General features: G+C 57.9%; 21 protein-coding genes. 11 read left to right on the forward strand and 10 right to left on the reverse strand.

Translation table 11 applies throughout. The features are described from left to right. Positions 1-321 precede the first annotated feature (321 nt). Positions 322-1,155 (forward strand): S-formylglutathione hydrolase, encoded by an 834-nt coding sequence (gene fghA, locus FHW76_RS03195; RefSeq protein ID WP_008804024.1) that lies wholly within the window; start codon positions 322-324, stop codon positions 1,153-1,155. A gap of 70 nt (positions 1,156-1,225) precedes the next feature. Here the strand turns inward: fghA and cirA are convergent, their stop codons facing one another. The 3 genes from cirA to yieE all read right to left on the reverse strand — a co-directional run bounded on the left by cirA (position 1,226) and on the right by yieE (position 6,012). Then, complete coding sequence (gene cirA, locus FHW76_RS03200; RefSeq protein WP_016161549.1) at positions 1,226-3,199, reverse strand: catecholate siderophore receptor CirA; 1,974 nt, start codon at positions 3,197-3,199, stop codon at positions 1,226-1,228. 299 nt (positions 3,200-3,498) lie between these two features. Further along, entirely contained in the window at positions 3,499-4,968 is a 1,470-nt protein-coding gene (locus FHW76_RS03205) for an amino acid permease (protein ID WP_012541030.1), read from the reverse strand. 177 nt (positions 4,969-5,145) lie between these two features. Then, entirely contained in the window at positions 5,146-6,012 is an 867-nt protein-coding gene (yieE, locus tag FHW76_RS03210; protein WP_008804021.1) for a DNA-binding transcriptional regulator YeiE, read from the reverse strand. A 265-nt stretch (positions 6,013-6,277) separates the two neighbouring features. Between yieE and FHW76_RS03215 the strand changes: the two genes are divergently transcribed. Next, positions 6,278-7,327 carry a YeiH family protein gene (locus tag FHW76_RS03215; protein ID WP_012967550.1) on the forward strand — a complete coding sequence of 350 codons (1,050 nt, stop codon included), beginning with the start codon at positions 6,278-6,280 and terminating at the stop codon, positions 7,325-7,327. A 71-nt stretch (positions 7,328-7,398) separates the two neighbouring features. Continuing rightward, the gene (gene nfo, locus FHW76_RS03220; RefSeq protein ID WP_012967549.1) at positions 7,399-8,253 is read left to right on the forward strand and encodes a deoxyribonuclease IV; all 855 of its coding nucleotides are present in this window, start codon (positions 7,399-7,401) and stop codon (positions 8,251-8,253) included. Between the two features lie 52 nt (positions 8,254-8,305). Here nfo and fruA read toward each other — a convergent pair whose 3' ends face one another. From fruA to fruB, 3 genes are read right to left on the reverse strand one after another with little or no spacing between them, the layout of a single operon-like run. Beyond that, positions 8,306-10,000 carry a PTS fructose transporter subunit IIBC gene (gene fruA / locus FHW76_RS03225; RefSeq protein WP_183476216.1) on the reverse strand — a complete coding sequence of 565 codons (1,695 nt, stop codon included), beginning with the start codon at positions 9,998-10,000 and terminating at the stop codon, positions 8,306-8,308. Positions 10,001-10,016: 16 nt separating this feature from the next. After that, positions 10,017-10,955 carry a 1-phosphofructokinase gene (gene fruK / locus FHW76_RS03230; RefSeq protein ID WP_004103928.1) on the reverse strand — a complete coding sequence of 313 codons (939 nt, stop codon included), beginning with the start codon at positions 10,953-10,955 and terminating at the stop codon, positions 10,017-10,019. Next, on the reverse strand, positions 10,956-12,086 hold the full coding sequence (gene fruB / locus FHW76_RS03235; protein WP_183476219.1) for a fused PTS fructose transporter subunit IIA/HPr protein: 1,131 nt from the start codon (positions 12,084-12,086) through the stop codon (positions 10,956-10,958). A 334-nt stretch (positions 12,087-12,420) separates the two neighbouring features. Here fruB and setB point away from each other — a divergent pair, with 334 nt between their 5' ends. Then, positions 12,421-13,602, forward strand: a complete 1,182-nt coding sequence (gene setB / locus FHW76_RS03240; protein ID WP_008804017.1) for a sugar efflux transporter SetB — start codon at positions 12,421-12,423, stop codon at positions 13,600-13,602. Positions 13,603-13,636: 34 nt separating this feature from the next. Here the strand turns inward: setB and FHW76_RS03245 are convergent, their stop codons facing one another. Then, on the reverse strand, positions 13,637-14,773 hold the full coding sequence (locus tag FHW76_RS03245) for an HlyD family secretion protein (protein WP_032733367.1): 1,137 nt from the start codon (positions 14,771-14,773) through the stop codon (positions 13,637-13,639). Between the two features lies 1 nt (position 14,774). Continuing rightward, positions 14,775-15,119 (reverse strand): DUF3302 domain-containing protein, encoded by a 345-nt coding sequence (locus FHW76_RS03250; protein ID WP_008804015.1) that lies wholly within the window; start codon positions 15,117-15,119, stop codon positions 14,775-14,777. A gap of 213 nt (positions 15,120-15,332) precedes the next feature. Between FHW76_RS03250 and FHW76_RS03255 the strand changes: the two genes are divergently transcribed. Then, positions 15,333-16,265, forward strand: a complete 933-nt coding sequence (locus FHW76_RS03255) for a LysR family transcriptional regulator (RefSeq protein ID WP_023340547.1) — start codon at positions 15,333-15,335, stop codon at positions 16,263-16,265. A 2-nt stretch (positions 16,266-16,267) separates the two neighbouring features. On the opposite strand, the gene FHW76_RS03260 is transcribed toward FHW76_RS03255, so the two are convergent. Further along, positions 16,268-16,522 carry a YkgJ family cysteine cluster protein gene (locus FHW76_RS03260; RefSeq protein ID WP_008804013.1) on the reverse strand — a complete coding sequence of 85 codons (255 nt, stop codon included), beginning with the start codon at positions 16,520-16,522 and terminating at the stop codon, positions 16,268-16,270. A 147-nt stretch (positions 16,523-16,669) separates the two neighbouring features. Here FHW76_RS03260 and yeiP point away from each other — a divergent pair, with 147 nt between their 5' ends. After that, on the forward strand, positions 16,670-17,242 hold the full coding sequence (gene yeiP, locus FHW76_RS03265; RefSeq protein WP_002912951.1) for an elongation factor P-like protein YeiP: 573 nt from the start codon (positions 16,670-16,672) through the stop codon (positions 17,240-17,242). A 1,205-nt stretch (positions 17,243-18,447) separates the two neighbouring features. On the opposite strand, the gene uxuA is transcribed toward yeiP, so the two are convergent. Further along, a complete protein-coding gene (gene uxuA / locus FHW76_RS03270; protein WP_008804012.1) occupies positions 18,448-19,638 on the reverse strand; it encodes a mannonate dehydratase in 1,191 nt (396 codons plus the stop codon). Positions 19,639-19,845: 207 nt separating this feature from the next. On the opposite strand from uxuA, the gene FHW76_RS03275 reads away from it, so the two are divergent. From FHW76_RS03275 to FHW76_RS03295, 5 genes are all read left to right on the forward strand, one after another. After that, positions 19,846-21,312 (forward strand): mannitol dehydrogenase family protein, encoded by a 1,467-nt coding sequence (locus FHW76_RS03275; RefSeq protein WP_049162199.1) that lies wholly within the window; start codon positions 19,846-19,848, stop codon positions 21,310-21,312. A 120-nt stretch (positions 21,313-21,432) separates the two neighbouring features. After that, positions 21,433-22,410, forward strand: coding sequence for a GTP-binding protein (locus tag FHW76_RS03280; protein WP_012967545.1), 978 nt, complete (start codon positions 21,433-21,435; stop codon positions 22,408-22,410). A 37-nt stretch (positions 22,411-22,447) separates the two neighbouring features. Beyond that, positions 22,448-23,161, forward strand: a complete 714-nt coding sequence (locus FHW76_RS03285) for a phosphatase PAP2 family protein (protein WP_162494464.1) — start codon at positions 22,448-22,450, stop codon at positions 23,159-23,161. Between the two features lie 426 nt (positions 23,162-23,587). Continuing rightward, positions 23,588-24,157, forward strand: a complete 570-nt coding sequence (gene mepS / locus FHW76_RS03290) for a bifunctional murein DD-endopeptidase/murein LD-carboxypeptidase (RefSeq protein ID WP_004201653.1) — start codon at positions 23,588-23,590, stop codon at positions 24,155-24,157. A gap of 188 nt (positions 24,158-24,345) precedes the next feature. Then, on the forward strand, positions 24,346-25,908 hold the full coding sequence (locus tag FHW76_RS03295) for a cyclic di-GMP phosphodiesterase (protein WP_023340549.1): 1,563 nt from the start codon (positions 24,346-24,348) through the stop codon (positions 25,906-25,908). Positions 25,909-25,956 lie beyond the last annotated feature (48 nt).

Consider the following 25,956-nt stretch of genomic DNA (forward strand, 5'->3'; position numbering starts at 1 on the left):
GGGGGCAAAGTTTGTATTCATTGTGCGTGAGGTGGCGCACAGAATCCAGTAGCCGTAACGATAATTATTGAAATTGGCGCTGCCTTTTATTAGGGCCTGAAGCCGCGCCTCAGGCGCGGCGCCAAATCCTTATCGCCGAATCCGGAATGATCTAACCGCTGTACGCATCCATAAGCGCCATCGCTACACCGGCATGTTGGCTATAAGTTGCATTAATGATGCAGTAAGTTCTCAAAAGGAGAAAGTGAAAGTTACTCACCGGCTAATGAAATATCTGTATTATGAACGTTTACGCGCCCCCCCCCTTTCGAGGAGCCTTGCATGGAACTGCTTGAAGAGCATCGCTGTTTTGACGGTCGGCAACAACGCTGGCGTCATCACTCCCCTGTCCTGAACTGCGCCATGACGTTCAGCATTTTTTTACCGCCTGAGCGCGAAACGCCGCCGCCGGTACTGTACTGGCTGTCCGGGCTAACCTGTAACGACGAAAACTTTACCACCAAGGCGGGCGCCCAGCGCATTGCCGCTGAGCTGGGCATCGCGCTGGTGATGCCGGATACCAGCCCGCGCGGTGATGAGGTCGCCAACGATGATGGATACGATCTGGGGCAAGGCGCCGGCTTCTACCTGAATGCCACCGAGGCGCCGTGGGCGGCGCACTATCGGATGTATGATTATCTGCGCGATGAACTGCCCGCGCTGATCCGTAGCGAGTTTAGCGTCGGCGAACGCTGCGCCATCAGCGGCCATTCGATGGGCGGTCACGGCGCGCTGGTAATGGCGCTCAAAAATCCGGGCCGCTACGCCAGCGTCTCCGCCTTCGCGCCGATCGTCAATCCCGGCCAGGTGCCGTGGGGCAAGAAAGCGTTTACCGCCTATCTGGGCGCGGATGAATCGACATGGCAGTCGTGGGACAGCTGCGCGCTGATGCAGGCCAGCCAGCCGGCTGACGCCGTGCCGACGCTGATCGACCAGGGCGATAACGATCCGTTCCTCGCCGGGCAATTACAGCCGGCCGTACTGGCGGAAACCGCCCGCCAGAAGGCCTGGCCGTTAACGCTGCGTATCCAGCCTGGCTACGACCACAGCTATTACTTCATTGCCTCGTTTATTGAAGACCATCTGCGCTTCCATGCGCAGCATCTCTTTGCCTAAACGCCACTGCGCCGCGAAGCAGCTTCGCGGCGCATGCTCAGGCCCGCAGGCCACGTTTTAGTGCCGACGATCAGAAGCGATAATCCACCGCCATAAAGTAGCGACGGCCCTCTTCGGTATAGCTGTAGTCGTCCCGGCTCAGATCTTTATCACCCACGTTCTGCACCCCGGAGCGCAGTTTCACGTTTTTGGTCACCTGCCATGCCGCGCCAACGTCAAACAGGGTGTAGCCGCCCGGCGTTTTGCCGGTGGCGCTTACCGCGCGTTGCTGGCCGGTATAGTTGGCCGTCACGTAGAAGGACCAGTCGTCCAGCGGTTTCCAGTCAAGCGTGCCGTTGGCGGTATGGAACGGCAGCGTCTGCAGCGGTTTGTCGCCGCCATTGCTCAGATCGCGGCCATCGTTATAGGTGTAGTTCATCGTCAGCTTCCACTCATCGCCAAACGGGATCTTCACCTCCGTCTCCACCCCTTTGATGCGGGCTTTGTTGACGTTGAAATAGCGGAAGATCGGCACGCGCTTGCCGTTGACGGTTTTCCAGCCGACAAAGTTCGGGTAGCCCGGCGCTTCGCTGGCGCTGGAGGTGCGCAGAACATCGATCATATCGTCGACATTATTCTGGAAGGTGGTGATGCTGCCTTCAACATCCTGCAGCCAGCCCTCTTCCCCACGGTAGTAGAGACCGAGCTCGAAACTTTCACTGGTTTCCGGTTTCAGGTCCGGGTTACCGATGATGCTGCACGACCCGCGGCAGGAGTTGGTGGTCCAGTCGGGGTTAAGCTGCAGCAGCGACGGGGCTTTAAACGCCGTCGCCCAGCCGCCTTTGACGGTGACGGTATCGGTGGCGTTATACACCAGATAGGCGCGTGGGCTCCAGTGATCGCCATAGGTCTGATGGTCGTCCATACGAATGCCGGTGGTCAGCGCCAGCGGCTCGATGATGCGCCATTCGTCTTCGATAAACAGGGCGTACTGACTGGCGGAGGTCGACTGGCCGCCACTGCTCAGGTTGACCGGATCTTTGAGTTTATCGTGGCGCCATTCGCCGCCGAAGGTCACCAGCTGGTTAATCATGTCCAGCGGCAGGACATACTTGCCGTCGATGGCATTGCTTTCCGAGGTGATGGTCCCGTTCTGCCCCGGATTTTTGTTATCCACCTTTTCGCCGTAGAACTTGAGCTCGCTGTTACCCATATCCCAGCGGCCATTATGGCTCAGGGAGTAGTTCTCACGCTCAAGGCGGTTGCGGTCAAGGGAATCGGAATCACGATCCTGACGGTCAAAGCCATAGCCCGCCGTAAAATCATGGTTTTCGCCCGGCGTCCAGGCGAATTCAACATTGCCATCGCGGCTGGTGAAGCCCTCGATGCGCGGCGTCTCGCCGGTGGCGCTGCTGGAAGACTGCGGATCGTCCTTGGCGCGTTTTGCCAGGCTGCCGTAGGCCTTCATCCCGAGCACGCCGTCGATCAGCGGACCGCTGGTGAAGAACTGACCGTTCCAGGTATCGCCGCGATCGCGGTGTTCCTGAATGGTGGTATCGGCGCTCAACGTCCCGGTCCATTTCTGGCCGATTTTTTTGGTAATAATGTTGACCACGCCGCCGAGCGCATCGGAACCGTAAAGGGAGGACATCGGGCCGCGCACCACCTCGATACGTTCGATGGCATCCACCGGGATCCAGTTCAGGTCGAAGTCATTGTGGCGGAAGACGGCGTTGCGGGAGTTGACGCGTTTCCCGTCGACGAGGATCAGGGTATAGCTGCTGCTCAGACCGCGAATGCTGACGCCCTTGCGGTTATCCCCTTCGTTAGTGAGCTGGACCCCAGGGACATCGCGCAGTACGTCTTTCAGGTTCTGGACGGGCTTACGTTGTAAATCCTGCTGGGTGATGACGCTGATGCTCGCCGGCGCGTCTTTGACGCTCTGTTCAGTGGCCGAGGCGGTCACCACCAGCGTTTCTTCATTTACATCGGCGAGAGCCGGAAACGCCAATGATACGACGGACGCAGACAATCCCGCCCGGATAAAAGGGTTTAACCTGAACATTCCAAATCTCCATGAGGTGTACAACCAAACAAACAAAAAGGTGCTGCTCACACGCGCTGGCGGCCTGTCGCTCTGTCGGCGACATGCTCGCGCTGTTTTCTCGTCGATGTGGCTGGTCGCCCGATGTCAGTCTGACCCAATGGCAGAGACGGGGAGTGGCTTCATCCGTAATGGGCGAAAATGATAAAGATAATGATTACGATTATCAATATAATTATGAAGAATTGTGTCAAGCTGTAACCGTGCGGACATAAAAAAAGCCCTCTTTTCAGAGGGCTTTTATCGCACAATTGCGAAGATTAACGCTTAAAGCGCTCCGGGAAGGTCATTTCGCTGTAGCGAACAAAGCGGGTGCCTTTCGCCAGCTTGTAACCAAACCAGATGACGAGGAACAGCGGAATACCGATGTAGGTCGCCGCCACGCCGCCCCAGTCAATGGTGTCCTTGAGGAACGCTTCGTAGTTCTGTCCGAGGGTGATGATCAGGCACAGCACGAAGGCGAAGATCGGCCCCAGCGGGAAGAACCCGGAACGATACGGCAGATTATTAATATCGTTACCCTGCATGACGTAGCCGCGACGGAAACGATAGTGGCTGATCGCAATCCCCAGCCAGGCGATAAAGCCGGTCATCCCGGAGGTGTTCAGCAGCCACAGGTACACCGTCTGGTTGCCGAACATGGACGTCAGGAAGCACAGCGCCGCGATAACAGTGGTCGCGTACAGCGCGTTGCGCGGCACGCCGCCACGCGACAGCTTCGAGAAAATACGCGGCGCTTTGCCGTCGCAGGCCAGGGTGTACAGCATACGCGTGGAAGCGTACATCCCGGAGTTACCGGCCGACAGAACGGCAGTCAGAATAACCGCGTTCATGATCGCCGCCGCCGACAGCAGACCAGCATGCTGGAAGACCAGCGTGAACGGGCTGACGGAGATATCCTTCACGTCGTTGCGCAGCAGGCTCGGGTCGGTGTACGGAATGATCAGGCTGATAATCAGAATGGCGAAAACGTAGAACAGCAGGATACGCCAGAAGACCTGGCGCACCGCGCGCGGGATGTTCTTCTCCGGATCCTCAGACTCACCGGCCGCGATGCCGATAAGCTCAGTGCCCTGGAAGGAGAAGCCGACAATCATCGCCACGCCGATCATCGCCGAGAAACCACCGGCGAATGGCGCATCAGCGATCCCCCAGTTGCTCCAGCCAGTGGGCTGCGACCCTTTGAAGATGCCGACAATCATCATCACGCCGACAATAATAAAGATAATGACGGTGGCGACTTTGATCAGCGAGAACCAGTATTCCGCCTCGCCAAAGCCGCGCACCGAGATCCAGTTCAGCAGGAACATAATGCCAAGGAACAAGGCGCTCCAGATCCAGCCCGGGGTATCAGGGAACCAGTAGCTCATCACCAGTTGCGAAGCCACGAGGTCAACGGCGATCGTCACCGCCCAGTTGTACCAGTAGTTCCAGCCCAGCGCGAAGCCGAAGCCTTCTTCAACATAATTCTGGCCGTAGGTGGCGAAGGAACCGGACACCGGCATAAACGCCGCCAGCTCGCCCAGGCTGGTCATCAGGAAATAGACCATCAAACCGATCAGAATATAAGACAGCAGCGCCCCGCCGGGACCTGCTTGCGAAATGGTTGCGCCAGAGGCAACAAAAAGACCCGTACCGATGGAACCGCCAATGGCGATCATGGTCAAGTGGCGCGCCTTCAGTTCACGACGTAGCGTGGGCGCTTCTGTGGTTTTAGTTTCCGAAACCATGTGATAATGCTATCCATCCAAAAAATGAGGCGCGATTGTAGCAGACGATCGGGGTTCCATCCGGTACAAATGCAAAGTTATAAGAGAGCTTCATGATCGCCCGCAAATTATTAGTAAAGCACTAACCTGCGGAATTGCCAGCGAATTCCCCCCGTTATGAGGCGTAAAAACCGGGTGCTACACCTGGCAATATTGCAGAAAACGTTGTAATGCTTTGGAAATATGCTTCTGCCGATGATGGATCCGCCACAGCGTGCGCGTCAGCCGGGGCAATGGCACTTTCAGCTCCGCCAGCGTGCCCGAGGCCAGCTGTTCGGCAATCACCCGGCGCGATAAACAGCTGATGCCCAGGCCATGCCGGACGGCGTGCTTGATCGCCTCCGAATTGCCCAGCTCCATGCCCATATGAAACGCCGGCAGATGCGACAGCAGTACATAATCGACAATCTCCCGGGTACCGGACCCATGCTCGCGCAGGATCCACGGCGCCTCAGCCAGCTGCTGCAGGGTCACCTCCCCCGCCAGCAGCGGCGAATCAGGCGCAGCAAACACCACCAGCTCATCTTCCAGCCACGGCTCGGCAATGATGTCGGCGGCATGGCACGGCCCCTCAATCAGACCGAAATCCACCCGCAGGTCGGCGACGGCGTTGATCACATCCAGGCTGTTGCCGACGCTCAATTCCACCGGCAGTTCCGGGAAGTCATGGCGATAACGGGCGATGATCTCCGGCATAATATAGTTGCCGATGGTGCTGCTGGCGTAGACCCGGATCGCCCCGTTATCGCCGCGAAACAGCTGTTCGATCTCCAGCGCCCGCTCCAGTAGCGCCAGCGCACGCGGGTACAGCAGCCGTCCGTGCTCATTCACCACCAGTCGTTTACCGACGCGGTCAAACAGCTGCACGCCGAGCTGCCCTTCCAGATCGGTCAGCGCGGCGCTGACCGCAGATTGCGAAAGCGCCAGCATCTGTGACGCCTGAGTGGTTGACCCACTCTTATGGACTTCGGCGAACACTTCCAACTGCCGCAGCGTAATATGCATAACCCACCCGTTTAGTAATCCAACCTGAATAACCTTCCTTACTATGGTGACACAAATCGAGGCGGCTGAAGGAAGGAAAATCCGCTTATGTCACAAAATCATCGTCTTGCTGGAAAACCGCCCCGCTTTCGCCGCATCGCTCCCCTGCCCCCTTGTCAGCGACGATGCGGTCCTTAACCACTTATTACGATTGATTATAAACATATAATCAATTTTATATTTAACCGCGCGCGGCGTAACCTTTAGGCAGACAAAGGAGAAGGTTATGACAGCACTCACTTTACCCACCAAACATCGTTCCCTGTGGCATTTTGTCCCAGGCCTGGCGCTGACCGCCGCGCTGACCGGCGCCGCCCTGTGGGCCGGGAGTTTCCCGGCCATCGCCGGCGCAGGCTTTAGCGCCCTGACCCTCGCTATCCTGTTCGGGATGGTCGTCGGCAACACGGTCTACCCGAAAATCTGGCAGCCCTGCGACGGCGGGGTGATCTTCGCCAAGCAGCACCTGCTGCGCCTGGGGATCATCCTCTACGGCTTCCGCCTGACGTTCGCCCAGATTGCCGACGTCGGCGTGAGCGGTATTTTGATTGACGTTCTGACGCTCTCCAGTACCTTTTTCATCGCCTGCTTCCTTGGCCAGAAAGTGTTTGGTCTCGACAAACACACCAGTTGGCTGATCGGCGCCGGCAGCAGCATCTGCGGCGCGGCGGCTGTGCTCGCCACCGAACCGGTGGTCAAAGCCGAAGCCAGTAAAGTGACGGTCGCCGTCGCCACGGTGGTTATCTTCGGTACCATCGCCATCTTCCTCTACCCGGCGATGTACCCGCTGCTGGCGCACTGGTTTACTCCGGAGACCTACGGGATCTATATGGGTTCCACCATGCATGAAGTGGCGCAGGTGGTTGCCGCCGGCCATGCGGTCAGCCCGGACGCCGAGAACGCGGCGGTTATCGCCAAAATGCTGCGCGTCATGATGCTGGCTCCGTTCCTGCTGTTCCTGGCGGCGCGTGTTAAACAGCTGACCCCGGCAGGCAACGGCGAGAAAAGCAAAATCACCATTCCATGGTTCGCGATTATGTTCATCCTGGTGGCGGTGTTTAACTCCTTCCATCTGCTGCCGAAAGCCGTGGTGGATATGCTGGTGACGCTGGATACCGTTCTGCTGGCGATGGCAATGGCCGCCCTCGGGGTTACCACTCACGTCAGCGCGCTGAAAAAAGCCGGGGCGAAACCGCTGCTGATGGCGCTGATGCTGTTCGTCTGGTTGATTGTCGGCGGCGGGGCTATTAACGTCGCTATCCACAGCCTGATGGCATAAAGCACTACATCTTTCTCCAGTTAAGCCGCTATCATTACCCACCCCCCAGCGGCTTTAACTGGAGTTTTTTTATGAAATACGTAGGAGCGCACGTGAGCGCCTCAGGTGGACTGGCCAATGCCGCCATTCGCGCCGCCGAAATCGAAGCAACCGCCTTCGCCCTCTTCACCAAAAACCAGCGCCAGTGGCGCGCCGCGCCGCTCAGCGACGAAACCATCGCCGAATTCAAAGCCGCCTGCGAAAAGTATCACTTTGGCCCCGGGCAGATCCTGCCGCACGACAGCTACCTGATTAACCTCGGCCACCCGGTGGAAGAGGCGCTGGAAAAATCCCGTGATGCCTTCATTGATGAGATGACCCGCTGCCAGCAGCTGGGGCTGACGCTGCTCAACTTCCACCCCGGCAGTCATCTGCAGCAGATCCCGGAGGAGGCGTGCCTGGCGCGCATCGCCGAATCGATCAATATCGCGCTGGCGAAGACCGAAGGCGTCACCGCGGTGATCGAAAACACCGCCGGCCAGGGCAGCAACCTTGGCTTTAAGTTCGAGCACCTCGCGGCGATTATCGACGGCGTGGAAGATAAATCCCGCGTCGGCGTCTGCATCGATACCTGCCACGCGTTCGCTGCCGGCTATGACCTGCGCAGCGCCGAAGCCTGCGAGAAGACCTTTGCCGACTTCGAGCGTATCGTCGGCTTCCAGTATCTGCGCGGCATGCACCTGAATGATGCCAAGAGTACGTTTGGCAGCCGCGTTGACCGTCACCATAGCCTTGGCGAAGGCAACATTGGCCACGACTGCTTCCGCTGGATCATGCAGGACAGCCGCTTCGACGGCATTCCACTGATTCTGGAAACCATCAACCCGGATATCTGGGCGGAAGAGATTGCCTGGCTGCGGGCGCAGCAGATCGCCGAAGTGGCGTAAAACAGAGACAAAAAAAGGGCCGAACAATCGGCCCTTTTTTATTACGGTAAGATTATGCCGCTTTTTCGACGTCCACTACCTGCGCTTCCGGGCGTTTCAGCACCGCGTAGGAGAGGCCCGCCACCAGCGTCCCGGCAACAATCGCCAGCAGGTAGCCCAGCACCGGCGTAATCGCTCCCGGGATCAGCAGGACAAACAGACCGCCGTGCGGCGCCATCAGTTTTGCGCCAATCGCCATCGAGATAGCGCCGGTTACCGCGCCGCCGACGATGCAGCAAGGCAGCACGCGCATCGGGTCACGGGCGGCAAAAGGAATCGCCCCTTCAGAGATAAAGCACAGGCCGAGAACCAGCGCGGCTTTCCCCCCTTCACGCTGCCCTTTGTCGAACTTATTGCGGGCAACCAGCGTCGCGATACCCATCGCCAGCGGAGGCACCATACCGGCCGCCATGATCGCCGCCATCGGCGCGTAGGTCTGGGTACTCAGCAGGCCCACGCCAAAGGCATAAGCCGCTTTATTCACTGGCCCGCCCATGTCGGTACACATCATCGCGCCGAGGATTGCGCCCAGCAGAACCGCGTTCGCGGTGCCCATGGTTTGCAGCCAGTGGGTCAGCCAGGCGAGAATACCGGCTACCGGTTTACCGATCAGGTAGATCATCGCCAGACCCACGATCAGGCTGGAGACCAGCGGAATGATCAGGATTGGCTTCAACGCTTCCATACTCTGCGGCAGTTTCAGCTTCGTGCTGATGGCTTTCGCCACGTAACCGGCAAGGAAACCAGCAATGATCCCGCCGATAAAGCCGGAGCCGCCGCTGACCGCCAGCATACCGCCGATAAGACCCGGGGTCAGGCCCGGACGGTCGGCAATGGAGAAGGCGATAAAGCCTGCCAGCACCGGTACCATCAGCGCGAAGGCCGAGCCGCCGCCGATCTGCATCAGCGCCGCCGCCAGGGTGTCTTTCACTTCAAACGCTTTGATCCCGAAGGCAAAGGAGAGCGCAATACACAGGCCCCCGGCCACCACCATCGGCAGCATGTAGGAGACGCCGGTCAACAGGTGGCGGTAGGCGCCCGCCGACTCTTTTTTCCCTTCGCCAGCAGCCTGAGGTTTACCGGACGGCTGGTACGGTTTGGCTTCGGCCACCGCTTTATCCAGCTCCAGGGCGGTTTTCTTCAGCGCCAGACCGGTGGTGGTGCGATACATTGGCTTACCGGCGAATTTCGCCAGGTCCACCTCGATATCGGCAGCGACGATCACCAGATCCGCCTCGGCCACCTCTTCCGGGGTGATGGCATTGCCAGCCCCAACGGAGCCGCGGGTTTCCACCTTCACCCACCAGCCGCGTTTTTTAGCTTCGGTTTCGATGGCTTCTGCCGCCATAAAGGTATGAGCAACGCCGGTCGGGCAGGCCGTGACCGCGACAATACGTTTCGGTCCGCCGGTAGCCGCCGGGGCTGCCGCAGCGGCAGGGGCCGCGTACGGCGTTGCGTGACCTTTGGCTTCGCTGAGGAACAGCTCCGGGTGCGCCACGGCGCGATTAATATCGCCAAGGTAGACCTGTTTGCCGTTCAGCGCGCTGTCGGTGGGCAGCGCCGCGCCCAGCACAATCACCAGTTCGGCGTCGTTCGGGTTATCAATCAGTTCAAGGTGCGCTTTAGGCGCTGCCGCTCCCAGCAGGGTTTTCGCCATATAGGCGCGCGCCTGTCCGAGTCCGGCATCAATAATCAGCAGCGTTTTCATTATGCCTCTCCTGCTGTCAATTAAAGGGTTGTAAGTCGACGCGCGCCATCATCGCGGCCAACTGGGTACGGTCGGTAATACCCACGTTGCTCTGGCTGACGGCCAGGGCAGCGACGGCAGTCGCCAGGCGCAGGGTATGCTCGCTGGATTCACGCATCAGCAGGCCGTAAATCAGGCCGCCAACCATCGAATCGCCGGCGCCGACGGTGCTGACCACTTCCACTGAAGGCGGTTTGGCAATCCACTCACCGGAGGCGTTCACCCACAGCGCGCCCTCTTCACCCAGGGAAATCACCACGTGGGCGATACCCTGCTCGCGCAGCGCATGGGCGGCTTCGATAACATCTTTCATCTCCGGCAGCTTACGCCCGGCCCAGATCTCCAGCTCGCGACGGTTCGGTTTCACCAGCCATGGCGCCGCTTTCAGTCCGGCAACCAGCGCTTCGCGGCTGCTGTCGAAAATAATGCATGGGCACTGGCTGCGCAGACGGGTCATCCAGTCGGTGAAGGCCTCCGGGCTGACGCCGGACGGCAGGCTGCCGCTGACGCAGACCATATCGAACTGCCCGAGCCAGCTCAGGGAGTCGTTGACGAAGCGTTCCCAGTCGCCCGGGGTGACTTCAAAGCCGGAGAAGTTGAAATCCGTCACTTCGCCATCTTTTTCCGTCAGCTTAACGTTGATACGGGTCCGACCCTGCACCACCTGGAAACGGTTGGCGATCCCCAGCTCGCTGAACAGCTGCTGAAAGCCATCCTGGTTGTCTTTGCCCAGGAAGCCGCCGACGGTGACATCAATGCCGAGATCTTTCAGCACTTTCGCCACGTTGATGCCTTTCCCGGCGGCATGCAGGCCGGTGGTGCGCACCAGGTTCACTTCACCGCGTTCAATCTCCGGGGTGAACCCCACCAGATCGTACGCCGGGTTTAACGTAATCGTTGCTACACGTCTGCTCATTTATGCGCCCTCCCCAAGGCCTGCGGCGATCGCTTCGCCAATCGCATCCAGCGCTTGTTGCGCATCCTCACCCTGCGCGGTGAAACGCAGACGGTGACCTTTTTTCACACCCAGCGCCACGACCTTCATCAGGCTGCGACCGTTGGCCGGCTTGCCGGAACCGTCGAGGTTGGTGACGGTGATGTCGCTGGAGAATTGTTTAATCGTATTGACCAGCATGGTGCCCGGTCGGGCATGCAAGCCGTGCTCATTGCGCACCACGAATTCGGCGCTCAGCACGTCTTCCGCAATGGCATCGTCGCTGGTCAGCAGCGCCAGCACGGTGGCGGCGTCGGCTTTCAGCAAACGGTCAGCTTTCTTGTCCAGCAGCAGCTTGCTCAGGCGGTTCAGCACCGCAGTCGGCTGCTCATCGGCCATCGCCACCGTGACCAGCAGGGAAACCGGCTGGTCGTCGCGGGTAAAGGCATTAGCCGCGCGGCTGACTGCCACGGCGCTGCGCAGATTGCCTTCCGCACTGTCGTTCAGCCAGACGCCCTGACCGAGGTTCAGCGGCGTATCGTTGATAGCGTGGCTTACGAATGCCGTGTCAGCGGCACCCACTTCTTTCAGTCGCGCCGCGTTCAGCGCCTGCAGGGTCAGCAGATCGCTGGCCGCCACGTCAAGGCTGAGGGTCTCGTTGTCCAGCTTCAGCGCTTCGCTCTGTTTTTCCCCCATCAGCAGCGCACGCAGCTCTTCCGCGGTGGTGGCGGACTGCAGCTGCGCGGCTACCGCGTCATCGCTTAGCACATGGGTCAGCTGACGCAGCAGGCCAAGGTGTTCATCTGAGCTGGCGGCAATCCCGATCGCCACATAGGCGGTCTGCCCTTCGCCCCAGGTGACGCCCTGCGGGAACTGAAATACCTGGACGCCGGTCTTCAGCACCTGGTCACGGGTGTCCGTCGTGCCGTGCGGGATCGCAATCCCGTTGCCGAGGAAGGTCGAGGTCTGCTGCTCGCGAGCCAGCATACCGTTCACGTAGCCATTAGCCACGTTGCCGGCGCTGACCAGCGCGGCGGCGACCTGCCGGATGGCCTCTTCTTTATTACCGGCCTGCTGGCCGGGATGAATATCCTGCACAGATAACTGGAACATGGTTCTCCTCTCCTGCTGAATTGAATCGTTTCAGCTAACTTGAGAAAAAAGGCGCCATCTGACGGGGAACGGATTGTCGAATGACGCTGAAACGTTTCAAGAATTTTGTACCTTTCTTGCTCAACGCGCAAGGTACGTCAGCGACTTGATTGCAGAACTTAGAGGTACTGCACACTTTTGCTGAAGCCTTTGCTATCGACCACCGCAAACGTCAGCTTTTTGCTGAACATTGTATTTTGAAACGCCTTTTTAATTATTCGTGCCATACTACTGTTCATTTTCAGCCAGCAGGCGTAAACTCCGCGCCGTCTCCTGAAACTACAGAAAACCGAACATGCAAAACCGTAGCGCCGCCCTTCCCCGACGCGGGTTCGATGTAACCTCTTCCGCATTCTTGATCGTCGCCTTTCTGACAGGCATTGCCGGGGCGTTGCAAACCCCAACCCTGAGCCTCTTTTTGACCAACGAAGTGCACGTCCGCCCGGCGATGGTCGGCTTCTTTTTTACTGGTAGCGCCGTCATTGGCATTCTGGTCAGCCAGTTCCTCGCTGGCCGCTCCGACCGCCGGGGCGATCGCAAACAGCTGATTGTCGTCTGCTGCCTGCTGGGGGTGCTGGCCTGCCTGCTGTTTGCCTGGAACCGGAACTACTTCATTTTGCTGTTTATCGGCGTCTTCCTCAGTAGCTTTGGCTCGACCGCCAACCCGCAGATGTTCGCCCTCGCGCGCGAGCACGCCGACAAGACCGGTCGCGAAGCGGTGATGTTCAGCTCCATTTTGCGCGCCCAGGTCTCCCTGGCATGGGTGATTGGTCCCCCGCTGGCCTACGCCCTGGCGATGGGGTTTGGTTTTACCGCAATGTATCTCAGCGCTGCGGCGGCGTTTATCGTCTGCGGGATCATGGTCTGGCTGTTCTTACCCAGCATGCATAAAGCGGCGGCGGTGGCGACGGGCCGGCTGGAAGCCCCGCGCACGCACCGCCGCGATGCGCTGCTGCTGTTTAGCATCTGCACGCTGATGTGGGGCACCAACAGCCTGTACATCATTAATATGCCGCTGTTTATCATTAATGAGCTGCATCTGCCGGAGAAGCTGGCCGGGCTGATGATGGGCACCGCGGCCGGACTGGAAATTCCTACCATGCTGATTGCCGGTTATTATGCCCGGCGCTTTGGTAAACGCTTTCTGATGCGCCTTTCGGCAGTGGCCGGTGTGTTGTTTTACGTGGGCATGTTGACGGTGCATACGCCGGCGCTGCTGCTGGCGATGCAGGTGCTGAACGCCGTCTATATCGGGATCCTCGCCGGGATCGGCATGCTCTATTTCCAGGATCTGATGCCGGGGCAAGCGGGCGCGGCCACTACCCTCTACACCAATACCACCCGCGTCGGCTGGATCATCGCCGGTTCACTGGCGGGGGTAGTAGCGGAGATCTGGAGCTATCACGCGGTGTTCTGGATAGCGCTGGTCATGGGTATCACCGCTCAGGTCTGCCTGTGGCGGATCAGGGACGTGTAGGCAAGACGGCTCGGCCTCGACCGGGCCATCCTGATTAATGATCCAGATAGAGGTAATGCAGCCAGCTGGTCATTCGTAGCAGGACTTTGCGCATAATCGACACATGGGCAAAATAATCGGTATAAACCGCCGCCTGCGCACTGACCCCGTCCGGTAAATGTTCCACTTCCGGGTGGGGATCGAGGTCGATCAGCACATAGATGCCCTCTTTTCCGGCTCCGGCGCTCAGCCCCTGCAGCGCACCGCTGGCCTGATAGCTGCCATCCGGGATCGCCGGCAGCACCCGCGATACCTTACCGCTATAGACGCTGCCCGGCAGACCATTAAACACCACCTCCGCGCTATCCCCGGCCGTCAGACGCAGAACCGAGTTCTGGCGGAATACCGCCACCACCTGGCGCTTTTGCTGGGGAATAAACACCAGCACCGGCTTGAAGGGCAGACGTACCGCGGTCATCCCCGGCCGCGCCAATAGCTGGGTAACGTAGCCATCGCTCGGCGCACGAACCACAGTTTGCGCCAGATTATACTCCGCCTCGAGGATCTGCGATTTCAGACTGGCAATGTTGGCATCAAGCCCGTTATAGCGGCCAGACACCTGCTCTCTGGCGTTTTGTAATTGCGCTTTCGCCGCCTGCAATACCGCCGTCTGGATCTGCACCTGCTGCCTGGCGTGAGTCACATCCTGTTCCGAGAAAGGATTGACCGGCATGGCCGCCCCCTGTGCATAACGCTGGTAGTCACGGGTAACGCGATCGTACTCGGCCTGCGCCTGCTGCACTCTGGCGCTGGCATCGTCGATAGTCGCCTGCTTCGCCCGCAGCGTCGCCTCCCCGGCCGCCAGATCGGCTTTCAGCTTGTTCAGCCGCGCGCGGTAGCGGGTGTCATCGATGCGGAACAGCAGTTCGCCCTTCTTCATTAACACGTTGGTTTTAGTCGTAACCTCAACCACCTCGCCTGAGACCTGAGGCACCATCGGAATAGAAACGACAATTTTTTGCGCCCGCAGCGTATAGGGATGGTTATAGTTCATCGTTAATATTAACGCGCCTACGACCACTATTCCGCCTAATATGGCAGTGGGTATTGTCCATTTATTTACTGGAATGCGAAATATCTTAAAAACGCCCCAGGCGATGGCGACATAGCAAAGGATAATTAACAGATCCATATTATTTATCTTTATTCCCCGCTGACGCCTGCTGGCTGTTTTTTAACGCCGCTTCGAGTAATGCGATACGTTGCTCCAGTTCCTTGCGTTGCAGACTATCCTCGGTCTGCGAAGCCATCCCCCACCCGCGGTCAGGGCGGTACAAGGTGGCCCAGATCCACAGAAAAGGCCAGATAGCATGCAGGGTAAACAGGCTTATCCAGCCCGCCACATGAATCGCGTCCTGATGGGGGTGCTGCCGTTTTTGCGCGATATGATAGGGAATATCATGGATAATAATCACTCCATAAAATAATATGAGAAAAACCAGTATTAATACAAACAAAGCAAAATAATTAAGCAGCATGGTGCATATACACTCAGTAAGCCAGCGGGAAGATCGTTATTTTTAATGACGTCGAGGACCACAAAAGAAGCGATAAAACGCACAATTTTCCTTAAATAACGGACTGTTCAACGCAAAGGCCATCATACGTTTAGCTGATCAATAAATCACATGGCAATTCCGCCAAACTGGTATATCATTTTTGATATACCACAGATATCAGGCAGCGATAAGATGTTGAAAGACTTTAAAATGGATGAGCTGAGAATCATCAGCGCCATCGCCGAAACCGCCAGCGTGAGCCGGGCGGCCCAGCGCCTGAATATGCCCCAGTCTAACGTCTCACGGACGCTGACCAGCGTGGAGCGGAAAGTCGGTCTGGCCATTTTCCTGCGCGCCGCCCGAGAACTGGTGCGCACCGAGTTCGGCGAGCAGTTTATTCACGCCAGCCGCGCCGTCCTTGAGCAACATGAGCAGCTTATCAACCTCGCCGACCGTTATAAGAACACGCTGCAGGGCGTGGTCACCCTTGGGGCGCCCATTGGCATCCACCAGTTTCTCGGGCGCTATATTCTGCCGGCACTGAGAAAAACCCTGCCAGAGCTACAGATCAATCTGGTCACCCGCAACGCCAGCGAGCGGGAACAGAAATACGGCGCCATTTTTAATAGCGACTGCGATCTGCTGATAAGCCCCTTTAAGCCGCAGAATGAAAATCTCATCGCCCGCCCCTTTACCCGCTTTCGCACCGGCGTCTTCGCCTCTCCGGACTATCTGGCGCAACATCCTATCGCCGAGCCGGAGGCGCTGGTGGATCATGAGTGCATTACCCTGCGCATGTTGGGCGGCAGCGACAATGTCTGGACCTTCAAAAGCAAAAACGGCGAACCGCTTAATCTCACGGTAAAGGGGGGATTCGTTTGCGATAACACACTACCGGCGGTGGAGCTGGCGAAGCTGGGGATGGGGATCGTCTATGCGCCCTACTATTCACTCGCCACCGAGCTGGCGGCGGGACAGCTGGTTCCCTGTCTGAAAAAGGAGCGCTGTATCGACCTGCAGGCCTGGCTTATCTTCCAGCGGCGGGACATTCTCCCCCTGCGCGTACAGGCGCTACTCGACGGCCTCAGCGCCCATATCAAAAACCTGTCTCATCTGCTGCTTTAAGCTCAGGGCGCGGTGGCCAGCTCAAGATCCAGCAGCCAGGTGATGGCGTCATCGCGGTGGGTGAAGCACATCTCGGGCGAGGGCTGCAGGCTGGCGCACACCTTCGGGCGCAGAGGGGAGCCGAAAATCAGGCACAAGTTGTGCTCGGAAAGCTGAATACAGCGGGTATTGGCGGGCTTGCCCTGCGGCATGCCGGGTATTGGCGATGATATAGAGGGAGCGATGCAACATGCGCCACAATCGGTACGACATTCCACAACCCAGCTCCCAAACGCTCATTTTGTGCCACAGCCTAAACGTTTTGCCAGAAGATAGCAAAACTCGCGAATTCCGCTTGCCTGAAGGCGCGGGCGCGAGTAGTTTTACGCGATATTTTTGACTCGTTAAGTGACAGGATTACTGCAATGCCAAGAGCGAATGAAATTAAAAAAGGTATGGTGCTGAATTACAACGGCAAGCTGCTGATTGTGAAAAATATTGATATTCAGTCACCCAGCGCCCGTGGTGCTGCGACACTGTATAAAATGCGCTTCTCCGATGTGCGTACCGGCCTGAAAGTGGAAGAGCGCTTCAAAGGTGACGATATCGTCGATACCGTGACCCTGACCCGCCGTTTCGTTGACTTCTCCTATGTCGATGGCAACGAATACGTGTTCATGGATAAAGAAGACTATACCCCTTACACCTTTACCAAAGAGCAGATCGAAGAAGAGCTGCAGTTTATTCCGGAAGGCGGGATGCCGGATATGCAGGTGCTGACCTGGGACGGCCAGCTGCTGGCCCTGGAGCTGCCGCAGACTGTTGACCTGGAAATTATCGAAACCGCGCCGGGTATTAAAGGGGCGTCCGCCAGCTCCCGCACCAAGCCAGCCACCATGAGCACCGGCCTGGTGATTCAGGTGCCGGAATACCTGACTACCGGTGAGAAAATTCGCATTCATATCGAAGAGTGCCGCTATATGGGCCGCGCGGATTAATCCTCTGTGACGCCCCGACAGTAAAAAGGGACAGCCGCTGGCTGTCCCTTTTATTTGGCGACGGTATGCCCCGGTGCCGGGTAATATTCATTCAACACGGTTCCCGTATTTGTGCCGGATGGCGGCTGACGCCTTATCCGGCCTACGTACGACCTGTCGTTAATTTATTCACTATTCTTGCTGAAACTGCCGGTGCTGGCGGCCTCAACATCGCTGAGACGTTCCCGGAAGGCCGGGGCAGCCCGCATGGATGCGGGCTGAGGGCCGTGTTTTGCACGGACGCTGCCTCGGCCCGACCCGAAGCCTGCAGGGATAAGTCGAAGGTACCACGAAGTGGCGATTTTGCTGGCCGGAGCCCGGGGGTACAGGGGGCGGCGGCGACTGGCCGCCCCCTGTGCGCTCCCTGCACCATGAGTAACATAACGCAGAAGAAATATCGGGAGCGCAATCTGCCCGGAAATAACAGAGAACACAGGTTTTTCCAGGGTCGACACTGTTGCAAACCGATCACCGTATCTACCCCATTGCGCCGTTATTTTGTCGGGTGGCGCTTCACTTACCCGACCAGGCTGACGCCCCGACAGTAAAAAGGGACAGCCGCTGGCTGTCCCTTTTATTTGGCGACGGTATGCCCCGGTGCCGGGTAATATTCATTCAACACGGTTCCCGTATTTGTGCCGGATGGCGGCTGACGCCTTATCCGGCCTACGATCCGGGCACCCTGTCGTTAAGTTATTCACTATTCTTGCTGAAACTGCCGGTGCTGGCGGCCTCAAAATCGCTGAGACGTTCCCGGAAGGCCGGGGCAGCCCGCATGGATGCGGGCTGAGGGCCGTGTTTTGCACGGACGCTGCCTCGGCCCGACCCGAAGCCTGCAGGGATAAGTCGAAGGCACCACGAAGTGGCGATTTTGCTGGCCGGAGCCAGGGGGTACAGGGGGCGGCGGCGACTGGCCGCCCCCTGTGCGCTCCCTGCACCATGAGTGACATAACGCAGAAGAAATATCGGGAACGCAATCTGCCCGGAAATAACAGAGAACACAGGTTTTTCCAGGGTCGACACTGTTGCAAACCGATCACCGTATCTACCCCATTGCGCCGTTATTTTGTCGGGTAATGACGCTTCACTTACCCGACCCGGCTGACGCCCCGACAGTAAAAAGGGACAGCCGCTGGCTGTCCCTTTTATTATCCCTGTTACCGCGATTACAGCAGTTCAGGGTATTTGGTCATTTTCAGCGCCAGCTCGACGCCACGCACTTCCGCCATCCCCTTGAGACGGCCAATCGCCGAATAGCCTGGGTTGGTTTTCTTGCGCAGATCGTCAAGCATCTGATGACCATGATCCGGACGGAATGGGATCGGGCGCAGATCGCCAGCCTGTTTACGCCGCTGCTCTTCACGCAGGATCGCATCCACCACCGCCACCATATTGACGTCGCCGCTAAGGTGCGCCGCCTCGTGGAAGGTTTTCGGGTTCGCTTCACGACAGGTAGATCGCAGATGGGTGAAATGGATGCGATCGCCAAAGGTCTCCACCATCTTCACCAGATCGTTATCGGCGCGGACGCCATACGATCCCGTACACATGGTGAAGCCATTATTGATGCTGTCCACTGTCTCTTTCAGCCACTGCATATCTTCGATGGTCGACACGATACGCGGCAGGCCAAGGATCGGCCGCGGCGGATCGTCCGGATGCACCGCCAGGCGGATGCCTACCTCTTCGCACACCGGCACGATAGCCCGCAGGAAGTAGGCCATATTCTCGCGCAGCTGCGCTTTATCAATGTGGTCATATTCCGCCAGGCGCGCGCGGAACTGGTCAAGAGTGTAACCCTCTTCCGCCCCCGGCAGGCCGGCGATGATATTGCGGGTCAGTTTCTCGATGTCCGCTTCGCTCATCGCCTTGAAATAAACCTCAGCCTGACGCTGCTCTTCTTCGCTGTAATCTCCTTCCGCGCCCGGGCGTTTGAGGATATGCAGTTCAAAGGCGGCGAAGGCGATCTGATCGAAACGCAGCGCCCGGGAACCGTCCGGCAGCTCATATTCCAGATCGGTGCGCGTCCAGTCGAGGATCGGCATAAAGTTGTAGCATACGGTATCGATGCCGCAGGCCGCGAGGTTGCGGATGCTCTGCTGATAGTTGGCAATCCAGGTCGCATACTCCCCGCTGTGGGTTTTAATATCCTCATGCACCGGAATGCTTTCGACGACCGACCAGGTCAGCCCTTTTGCCGCTAACAGCGCCTGACGCGCTTTAATCTCCTCTACCGGCCAGACCTGACCGTTTGCAATATGGTGCAGCGCAGTCACGACGCCGGTCGCCCCTGCCTGCCGTACATCATCAAGCGATACCGGATCGTTCGGCCCATACCACCGCCAGGTTTGTTCCATCGCTATGCCCTCACAAAAGTTGTTATACCAATAATGGCGACACTCATGACGACTACCATACATGTTTCTCCTCAGGCTGCAAACAGTGCTGGCGCATTGATTGATCCAGCTCACAGTCAGCGGATAATTTCGGCTTACCAATTTAATTTCCTGTCATATAACTTTAGACTGGCATTGTTAATAAGCAGTTAAACAGGTGTGTAAAGAATGACAACAATTGCAACCGCTACGCTACCGGAAAACGTGCAACGTCCTCAGTACGATCGCAGCCAGCTCCGCTCGCGTATTGTCCATTTCGGCTTTGGCGCGTTTCATCGCGCGCACCAGGCGCTGCTGACCGATCGCGTGCTGAATAACGTCGGCGGCGACTGGGGGATCTGCGAAATCAGTCTGTTCAGCGGCGATACGCTGATGAGCCAGCTTCGCGAACAGGACCATCTGTTTACCGTGCTGGAAAAAGGCGCCGACGGTAACCAGCCCATCGTGATCGGCGCGGTGCACGAATGCCTGAACGCCAGGCTCGATTCGCTGGCGGCAATTATCGAAAAATTTTGCGAGCCGCAGGTGGCGATTGTCTCGCTGACCATCACCGAAAAAGGCTATTGCATCGATCCGGCGACCGGCAAGCTGGATCCGACGCATCCGCGTATCGTTCACGATCTGGAAAATCCGACGCTACCGCAGTCGGCTCCCGGTATTTTAGTGGAAGCGCTGGCCCGCCGCCGGGAACGGGGCCTGCCGCCCTTTACCGTGCTCTCCTGCGATAACATTCCCGACAACGGCCACGTGGTGAAAAATGCCGTCCTCGGTATGGCGGAAAAACGCAGCCCGGCGCTGGCGAACTGGATCGCCGATAATGTCAGCTTCCCGGGCACCATGGTGGATCGCATTGTTCCTGCGGCCACCGCCGAGTCGCTGGCGGAAATCGCCGCCGTGCTGGGGGTCGACGATCCATGCGCCATCAGCTGCGAACCCTTCATTCAGTGGGTGGTCGAAGACCACTTCGTCGCCGGACGACCGGCCTGGGAGACGGCCGGCGTGCAGATGACCGACGACGTGCTGCCCTGGGAGCAAATGAAGCTGCGGATGCTCAACGGCAGCCACTCTTTTCTCGCCTGGCTTGGCTATCTGGCAGGTCATGCGCACGTCAGCGACTGCATGCAGGATAACGTTTTCCGCCGCGCCGCTCGCCAGCTGATGCTTGACGAACAGGCTCCGACGCTGACCATTACCGGCGTCGATCTCGAGGCCTATGCCGACAGCCTCATCGACCGCTTCAGTAATCCGGCGCTCAAACACCGCACCTGGCAAATCGCCATGGACGGCAGCCAGAAACTGCCCCAGCGCATGCTCGACGGCATCCGCGTACATCTTGAGCGCGGCAGCCGCTGGCCGCTGCTGGCCCTCGGCGTTGCCGGCTGGATGCGCTACGTCAGTGGTACGGACGACGCGGGTCAGACGATCGACGTGCGCGATCCGCTGGTCGACAAGATCCAGCAGCGGGTGGCGCAGAGCGATGAGCAGCAGCGCGTCGATGCGCTACTGGGTCTGGAGGTAATATTTGGCCGCGACCTGCCGCACAACGCGCAGTTTGTCGCCGGGATCCGCGCCGCCTGGCAGCAACTGGCGACGCACGGTGCCCGCGAGGCCGTGGCCCGCGCGCTAAATTCTTAACAATATTTGCGCTTATGCGGACAGAATCTTCTTCTGTCCGCCTCAGGACTTCTCTTTTCCCCCTTTTTTCGTCAGGATAGGCGTAACTGTTACAACATTACATTTATCCTGGAGAAAAGAGTGACCAGAACCAATTTGATCACCGGCTTTCTCGGCAGCGGTAAGACGACCTCAATTCTTCATCTGCTGGCGCAGAAGCCTGCGGATGAAAAATGGGCCGTACTGGTGAATGAGTTTGGCGAAGTCGGGATAGACGGCGCGCTGCTGGCCGACAGCGGCGCCCTGCTCAAAGAGATCCCCGGCGGCTGCATGTGCTGCGTTAACGGCCTGCCGATGCAGGTTGGGCTGAATACCCTGCTGCGCCAGGGTAAACCCGATCGCCTGCTGATCGAACCCACCGGCCTTGGCCATCCGAAGCAGATCCTCGATATCCTCACCGCAGCGGTGTATGAACCCTGGATCGATCTACGCGCTACGGTGTGCATCCTCGATCCCCGTCAGCTGCTGGATGAAAAAGTCGTCAATAACGACAATTTCCGCGATCAGCTGGCCGCGGCGGACATCATTGTGGCCAATAAAAACGATCGGGAAACGCCCGAAAGCGCCCAGGCGTTGGCCGACTGGTGGCAGCGCTGGGGCGGCGATCGTCGCAAGGTGTCGACAACCCAGGGTAATATCGACCTCGCCCTGCTCGATGAGCCGCGCCGCAACACCGCCCCGTTGCCGGCGAGCGCGGAGCATGTTCACCACTCTCGCCCGACCAGCGGTCTCGCCGCACTCAGCCTGCCCGAGCACCAGCGCTGGCGCCGCCACCTCAACAGCGGCCAGGGCTATCAGGCCTGCGGCTGGATTTTCGACGCGGAAACGGTCTTTGAGACCATCGGCCTGCTCGAATGGGCACGGCTGGCGCCCGTGGCGCGCGTCAAAGGCGTGATGCGCATTGCCGAAGGGGCCGTGAGGATCAACCGCCAGGGCGAGGATTGGCATATCGAGACTCTGAGCGTCCCCCCACCCGATAGCCGAATCGAGCTTATCTCGGCGAACGAAGCCGACTGGAACGCGCTCCAGACCTCACTGTTGAGGCTTCGTTTAAGTTGAGGCGGCTAAGGTTGCCGCCGACTGTCACAAAATCGCAATGGCTATGATGAAAAACCGAATTCCTTTAATTCTGCTGCTTAACATCGCGGGTGTGGCGCTATTTTGCTCCTGGTATCTGCCGGTCAACCACGGCGCCTGGTCGCCGGTCGACTCCGCGATCTTCCATTTCTTTAACCATGGCGTCAGCCTCAGCCACGCCTATGCCTGGCTGCTGGCGATCATCAACAATCGCGCCTTCGACGCCTGTTCGCTGCTGGCGATGGGCTGCCTGATGCTCCGCTACTGGCTTAAAGCGCCGCCAGCAGGCCGTCGCCAGATTGCCATCATGGGCCTGGTGATGCTGCTGGCCGCGGTGATCATTAACCAGCTGGCGCAGCACCTGATGCCGGTACAGCGCGCCAGCCCGTCGCTGTTTTTCCACGATGTCACCCGCGTCAGCGATGTCGTCAATTTCCCCACCAAAGACGCCTCCAAGGACAGCTTCCCTGGCGATCATGGGATGATGCTGCTGATCTTCGCGAGCTTTATGTGGCGCTATTTCGGCCGCCGCGCGCTAACCGTGGCGCTGGTGATATTTGTGGTCTTTGCTTTCCCGCGCGTCATGATTGGCGCTCACTGGTTCAGCGATATTGCCGTCGGCTCCCTGACCGCCGTGCTGATTGGCGCGCCGTGGGTATTGATGACACCGCTGAGCGATAAATTGATCGCCCTTTTCGACCGTTCTCTGCCCGGCGGAATATCGGCCAAATAATGTCGTGGTCGCCGTCTGGCGTCATTATCTATAAGGGGACCTTTTGGGTCCCCTTTTTCAATTGCGCTTTTTTTCAACATGATGTTCATCTTCTTGTCACATTAATCCCGTGACAAATGAAGGAATTGTCTGTTTTTTACCCGATACTGGCGCTATTTTGTCCTTTCCCGATGATTCACTTTTTGTCACCAAAATACTTATAAGAAATCGCGCAAAACCGCTCGCCATGCGGCGTTTGATAGGGTAATCTCGTTCTCGTTTTGCCTTTTCCGCAACATTAATTCAGAGCATGAATAAATTTGTGCGTGACTGCACAAATTTAAGCTTAAGGAATTGTCTCATTGCGGATGGGTATTTAGGCTCTAACACGCTTGGCATTTTTTATAACGACATTGTCGTTAAGGACAACAAGGGAAAATAAACAGCATGGTCAAATCTCAGCCGATTTTGAGATACATCTTGCGGGTAGCCCCCGCGATTGCAGTAGCGGTTCTGCTTTCCGCGTGTAGTTCAACAAGTACCGCCAGGAATATGCATTCTGAGACGCATGCTGTGGGTAGTGGCGATTTATCATCACTGCAAGCCTCTCAGGATGAATTTGAAACGATGGTCCGTAACCTGGACGTGAAGTCCCGTTTAATGGATCAGTATGCCAGCTGGAAAGGCGTGCGTTACCGCCTCGGCGGCAGCACCCGTAAAGGTATCGACTGCTCAGCGTTTGTGCAGCGCACCTTCCGCGAACAATTTGGTCTGGAACTGCCGCGTTCAACCTCTGAACAGCAGGAAACCGGAAAATCGATTTCCCGTACCCAGCTGCGTACTGGCGATCTGGTTCTGTTCCGCGCCGGCTCTACCGGCCGCCACGTCGGGATCTATCTCGGCAACAACCAGTTCGTTCACGCCTCCACCAGCAGCGGGGTGACCATCTCCAGCATGGATGAACCGTACTGGAAAAAGCGCTACAACGAAGCGCGTCGAGTTCTGAGCCGCTCGTAAACTGTCCTCTACCGCCGCCGGTTATCCCTTGGCTGGAGGCGGGATAAAAAAACACTGCCCCGGCAGTGTTTTTTTTTGCCACCTGATTCTGAACGCCGCAAAATAAGCTATGTCTTTTAAGTGGGAATGAGAAAAACGACGACCGACAAACCGTTGATGGGATTCAATAACACGGAAAGACTATAGCTATGCTTACTCGCTACTTTTCACCCCAGCGTAAAATCTGGTTAACCAGCCTGTGCGTGGGGATTATCGTCGCGCTGCTGGCCGGCTGCATTCAGTTTATGGTGATTTACCATAACCGGGCAGAGCGTTTCGACGCCATTATCAACAACGTTGACACTTATCTTAAAAGCTATTTTCACGATCTCCGTGAAACCATTGATGGCCTGCAGCCGCTGGTGGATCAGCCCTGCGAGAATATCGACTCCGGACTCACCTCCCATGCCGCTTTCAGCCCCAACGTTCGCGCGTTTCTGCTGGTTAAAAACGGCGTCGTCTTTTGCTCCTCGGCGACAGGGGCCATGAATACGCCCCTTACTCAGCTTATCCCGGCGATCGATATTCGCAAACCCGTTGATATGGCGATTTTGCCGGGTACGCCGATGATGCCGAAAAGCGCAGCGCTGGCGTTATGGGTCAGCAAACCCGATGATGCAAACAGCGGCATTTTCGTATCGATCAACGCCAATCTCACGCCGTACATCCTCTATTCCGCACGACAAAATGATTTCAGCGGTATTGCGCTGGCCATCGGCCATACCGCCATCTCCACCTTCAGTAATCGGCTGGTGGATCCGCAAACCCTGCATAACGAACCGATCCGCCAGGTACAGATCGACGGTTTACCGCTGAAGGTCTACCTGTATGCCAACAGCTGGCTGGCGGAAAATACACAGTTTGCCCTGTTGCTCGGGGTAGTGTGCGGCCTGCTGGCGGGGTTGCTCTGTTATTACGTGCTGACGATCAAATCCGATCCGCGAAAATCGATACTGCTGGGGATCAAAAATAACCAGTTCTACGTCGTCTATCAGCCGGTCGTGAATGCCCAGACCCTGCGTATCAGCGGCGTGGAGGTGCTCATGCGCTGGCGCCATCCGGTGGTGGGTGAAATCCCGCCCGACGTCTTTATTAATCTGGCGGAAACCCAGCAGATGATCGTGCCGCTGACCCATCACCTGCTGGCGCTGATCGCCAGCGATGGTCTAGTGCTTAAACGGATCCTGCCGCGCGGCGTCAAGCTGGGGCTGAATATTTCCCCTGCCCATCTGCAGGCTGACAACTTCCGCGACGATATGCTGCGCTTTGCCGCCGCGCTGCCCGCCGACCATTTTCACGTGGTGCTGGAGGTGACCGAGCGGGCCATGATTGATAAAGAAAAATCGATCGCTAACTTCGCCTGGCTCCACCAGCAGGGTTTTGAAATCGCAATAGATGATTTTGGTACCGGGCATAGCGCGCTGATTTATCTCGAACGCTATAACTTCGATTATCTGAAGATCGATCGCGGCTTTGTGCAGGCGATTGGCACCGAAACCGTGACCTCGCCGGTGCTGGATGCGGTACTGACCCTCAGCCGCCGGCTGAAATTAATGACCGTCGCTGAAGGAGTGGAGACCCAGGAACAGGCGGAGTGGCTTCGTGCCCAGGGCGTCAATTTCCTGCAAGGGTACTGGATAAGCCGTCCGCTATCGCTGGAGGCGCTGGTCGCCGCGCATGATGAACCTGCGAATTATTTCACAACGCGCTAAGTCTCACATATGATGCGGGAACAGAGGTCGGCTATGGGGGCCGACCGT

Origin of the sequence: Klebsiella sp. RC2 (assembly GCF_014192815.1) — a bacterium.
Classification (GTDB): Bacteria; Pseudomonadota; Gammaproteobacteria; order Enterobacterales; family Enterobacteriaceae; genus Klebsiella; species Klebsiella variicola.

Bases quoted from the DNA above. Each gene is read 5' to 3' on its own strand.
- fghA (WP_008804024.1), top strand. From the start codon at position 322: ATGGAACTGCTTGAAGAGCATCGCTGTTTTGACGGTCGGCAACAACGC.
- FHW76_RS03285 (WP_162494464.1), top strand. From the start codon at position 22,448: ATGGCTATGATGAAAAACCGAATTCCTTTAATTCTGCTGCTTAACATC.
- mepS (WP_004201653.1), top strand. From the start codon at position 23,588: ATGGTCAAATCTCAGCCGATTTTGAGATACATCTTGCGGGTAGCCCCC.
- fruB (WP_183476219.1), bottom strand. From the start codon at position 12,086: ATGTTCCAGTTATCTGTGCAGGATATTCATCCCGGCCAGCAGGCCGGT.
- FHW76_RS03255 (WP_023340547.1), top strand. From the start codon at position 15,333: ATGTTGAAAGACTTTAAAATGGATGAGCTGAGAATCATCAGCGCCATC.
- FHW76_RS03250 (WP_008804015.1), bottom strand. From the start codon at position 15,119: ATGCTGCTTAATTATTTTGCTTTGTTTGTATTAATACTGGTTTTTCTC.
- FHW76_RS03205 (WP_012541030.1), bottom strand. From the start codon at position 4,968: ATGGTTTCGGAAACTAAAACCACAGAAGCGCCCACGCTACGTCGTGAA.
- FHW76_RS03295 (WP_023340549.1), top strand. From the start codon at position 24,346: ATGCTTACTCGCTACTTTTCACCCCAGCGTAAAATCTGGTTAACCAGC.
- FHW76_RS03245 (WP_032733367.1), bottom strand. From the start codon at position 14,773: ATGGATCTGTTAATTATCCTTTGCTATGTCGCCATCGCCTGGGGCGTT.
- yieE (WP_008804021.1), bottom strand. From the start codon at position 6,012: ATGCATATTACGCTGCGGCAGTTGGAAGTGTTCGCCGAAGTCCATAAG.
- fruK (WP_004103928.1), bottom strand. From the start codon at position 10,955: ATGAGCAGACGTGTAGCAACGATTACGTTAAACCCGGCGTACGATCTG.
- FHW76_RS03215 (WP_012967550.1), top strand. From the start codon at position 6,278: ATGACAGCACTCACTTTACCCACCAAACATCGTTCCCTGTGGCATTTT.
- uxuA (WP_008804012.1), bottom strand. From the start codon at position 19,638: ATGGAACAAACCTGGCGGTGGTATGGGCCGAACGATCCGGTATCGCTT.
- cirA (WP_016161549.1), bottom strand. From the start codon at position 3,199: ATGTTCAGGTTAAACCCTTTTATCCGGGCGGGATTGTCTGCGTCCGTC.
- nfo (WP_012967549.1), top strand. From the start codon at position 7,399: ATGAAATACGTAGGAGCGCACGTGAGCGCCTCAGGTGGACTGGCCAAT.
- fruA (WP_183476216.1), bottom strand. From the start codon at position 10,000: ATGAAAACGCTGCTGATTATTGATGCCGGACTCGGACAGGCGCGCGCC.
- yeiP (WP_002912951.1), top strand. From the start codon at position 16,670: ATGCCAAGAGCGAATGAAATTAAAAAAGGTATGGTGCTGAATTACAAC.
- FHW76_RS03275 (WP_049162199.1), top strand. From the start codon at position 19,846: ATGACAACAATTGCAACCGCTACGCTACCGGAAAACGTGCAACGTCCT.
- setB (WP_008804017.1), top strand. From the start codon at position 12,421: ATGCAAAACCGTAGCGCCGCCCTTCCCCGACGCGGGTTCGATGTAACC.